Here is a 3,014-nt window from a genome sequence, read left to right as displayed (position 1 = left end):
ACCCCAGGGACCCCACCTCCGCCCCGCCCGAGCCCCCCGGTCCGCCGGTGCTCCGCAAGGGCGACAGCGGGCCCGAGGTGGTCGAGCTGCAGAAGCGGCTGGGGCAGCTGCTGCTCTATATAGGGGTGTCGGACGGGAAGTACGACGACGGGGTGCGGAACGCGGTCTCCAACTACCAGAGCCAGCACGACATCACGGACGACCCGGACGGTGTCTACGGCGAGAACACCCGCAACGACCTGGAATCCAGAACGGACGAGCCCTAGCAGGACGCCGGGCCGAGTTCCTGGACGAGCCGGGGAAGCCGAGCCCCCGGACGAGCCGGGGAAAGTCCTCGGAGGGGCCAGGGGAAGCCCGCGAACGGGCCGGGGGAAGCCCCCGAGCGGGCCGGGGGCGAGTTCCCGAACAGGCCGGGGGAAGCCCCCGGACGAGCCGGGAGAAGTCCCCGAACGAGCCCGGGGCGAGTTCCCGAACAGGCCGGGAGAAGTTCCCGAACGAGCCGGGAGAAGCCCCCGAACGGGCCGGAGACGAGTTCCCGTACGAGCCCCGGACAGGGTCCCGCAGGGGCCCGGGACAAGGCCCCGGACGAGCCCTCCCCTGGCGTAGACGGGCAACGCTTTGTATCGTGGAGGAACAAAGTGGTTCCGCCCGCTCTCCCTGACCGGCGGGCGGGACCGCTTGTCTCTTTCCGCGCACGCGCCCAGGAGCCCCGATGTCCCTCACCGCTCGCGCACTCCTCCTCGACATGGACGGCACCCTCGTCAACTCCGACGCCGTGGTCGAGCGCTGCTGGCGGCGGTGGGCGGCCGAGCACGGACTGGACGCGGAGGAAGTGATCGGGATCGCCCACGGACGGCAGGCCCACGCGACCATGGCGGACCTCCTCCCCGACCGCCCGGTCGAGCAGAACCTGGCCGACAACCAGCGGCTGCTGGAGTGGGAGACCACGGATCTCGACGGCGTCGTGCCGGTGCCCGGCGCCCCCGCCTTCATGGCCTCGCTGGCCGGTCTTCCGCACGCCCTGGTGACCTCCGCCGACAAGGCACTCGCCCGCGCCCGGATGGGCGCCGCCGAGCTGCCGATGCCGCAGGTGCGGGTCACCGCGGAGTGCGTCGGCGCGAGCAAGCCGGACCCGGAGGGCTTCCTCAAGGGCGCCGCCGAGCTGGGTTTCGCCCCCGCCGACTGCGTGGTCTTCGAGGACTCGGAGGCCGGTATCGCGGCGGGCCGGGCGGCCGGAATGCGGGTGATCGGAGTCGGACCGCGGGCCGCGGCACACGCCCCGGACGTGCACGTACGGGATCTGGAGCAGGTGAGGGTCGAGCCGCTGTCCGACGGCACCCTGCAGCTGCGCTTCACGGACTGAGCGCCGCCGCCCCCTCCCCGGCGCACGAGACACCCGGGGCGCTCCGGCCGCGGCCCATCTGACCGGGGGCACTCAAGCCGCCAGGCCCCAGACCGCAGCCCGGCGGACCGCAGCCCACCAGATGGTGCCCGCTCAAGCGGCCAGGCGGCGACCCCGGACAGCGACGGCTCAAGCCACGGCCCCGGACAGCAACGGCTAGTCACGGCGGCCCCGGACAGCGATCGCGTAGGCCGCGACCCCGGACGGCAACCGTGCAGGCCGCACCTCAGACCACAGCCCCGCTGACGAAACCCCCAGACCGCAGCCCCGCAAACGACAGCGCCCGCGAGACCGCAGCCCCGAACCGCGGGCGAACCCCAAGCCCGAAACCTCGGTCCAGCCCCCGAACCGCCGCTGCTCAGGCCGCGATGGCCTCGTACAGGCTGAATCCACCCAGCGCCAGCATCACCAGCGCCGCGATCTTGGTGATCAGCCGCAGCGGCACGAACCGCATGAGGGTGCGCCCGCCCATGATGCCCAGCCCCGCGACGGCCCACAGCGCCAGCACCGCGCCCACACCGACCGACAGCGGGTCGTCGTAGCGGGCGGCGAGGTTCGCGGTCATGATCTGGGTGAGATCGCCGAACTCGGCGACCAGGATCAGCATGAAGCCCGCCCCGGACACCTTCCAGAAGCTCTGGTCGGCGGGCTTGCGGACCTCTTCCTCCTCGTCGTCCTTCTTGAAGAGCAGCATCGCCGCTCCCCCGAGGAAGAGCGCCCCCACGATCGCCTGCAACAGCCGGTGCGGCAGCAGGGTGAGCACGCTACCCGCCGCGATCGCGAGCCCGACGTGGAGGAGGAAGGCCGCCGCCACGCCGACGAAGACGTACGACGCGCGATAGCGGGTGCCGAGCATCAGTCCGGCCAGAGCGGTCTTGTCGGGAAGTTCGGCGAGGAAGACGACGCCGAAGACAACGGCGGCGACGGTGATGCTGAACACGGAAACGGATACCTCATGGGTCAGGCCGCGCCAACGGCCCCGGGGAGGGATCGCTTCGGCACGGCAGCGTCGGACACTGCGGCCGAAGGTCTCGCTGGCGCACGGCCGCCGCCTTCCGCGGTGGTTTCCGTACGCTCCGGGCGCCGGCCCGCACCCCATGGGGCGGGCAGTATGTCGACGGTCCGGCGAGGAGCTACTCCCCTTCTGCTGCCGACCAGGATACGGGAACCCTCCGCTGCGGCCACACCCCGACCGCCGGCTCCGGCACCGGCACCCGCCGCGACCGCCACCGCCCGCACCGCTGCACCGCCCTCCTCGCCACCAACGCCACCAACGCCACCAACGAACTCAGCGCGAACAGCCGCACCGCGCCCACCGAGTACGGGGCCAGGCGTCGCCCGGCGGAGTGCCGATGAGGCCGTCGATGAGTGTGACAAGTCCCACAGCCCGGGTCCGGCCGAGCCCCGGTGGCAGCGTGGCCAGGGCCGCCGGGCGATCACTGGCCGGTGCGTCGCAGGGCCCTGGCCCGGCCGAGCGGCACAGTGCACCGACCCGACCGAGCACCCCCGCCCACCAGCCCAGCCGCACACCCCATCCCACCGACCCCACCAAACAACCCAGCCCCACCAACCCAGCCGACCCGACCAAGCACCCACACCCACACCCACCAAC

General features: G+C 72.6%; 3 protein-coding genes. 2 read left to right on the top strand and 1 reads right to left on the bottom strand.

Annotated elements, in window-relative coordinates:
- Together AXW62_RS39420 and AXW62_RS39415 are read left to right on the top strand one after the other, a co-directional pair.
- On the top strand, positions 1-266 hold a 266-nt coding region (locus AXW62_RS39420), incomplete at its 5' end, for a peptidoglycan-binding domain-containing protein (protein ID WP_169808214.1).
- 446 nt (positions 267-712) lie between these two features.
- Positions 713-1,363: an HAD-IA family hydrolase gene (locus AXW62_RS39415; protein WP_060948534.1), complete on the top strand. Its 651-nt coding sequence runs from the start codon at positions 713-715 to the stop codon at positions 1,361-1,363.
- Between the two features lie 397 nt (positions 1,364-1,760).
- Here AXW62_RS39415 and AXW62_RS39410 read toward each other — a convergent pair whose 3' ends face one another.
- Positions 1,761-2,342 carry a TMEM165/GDT1 family protein gene (locus tag AXW62_RS39410; protein ID WP_030825931.1) on the bottom strand — a complete coding sequence of 194 codons (582 nt, stop codon included), beginning with the start codon at positions 2,340-2,342 and terminating at the stop codon, positions 1,761-1,763.
- Positions 2,343-3,014 lie beyond the last annotated feature (672 nt).

Origin of the sequence: Streptomyces hygroscopicus subsp. hygroscopicus (genome assembly GCF_001553455.1) — a bacterium.
Lineage (GTDB): Bacteria > Actinomycetota > Actinomycetes > Streptomycetales > Streptomycetaceae > Streptomyces > Streptomyces hygroscopicus.
The sequence above is the reverse complement of the archived record's forward strand: the minus strand, read 5'-3'. Positions and strand labels throughout refer to the sequence as shown.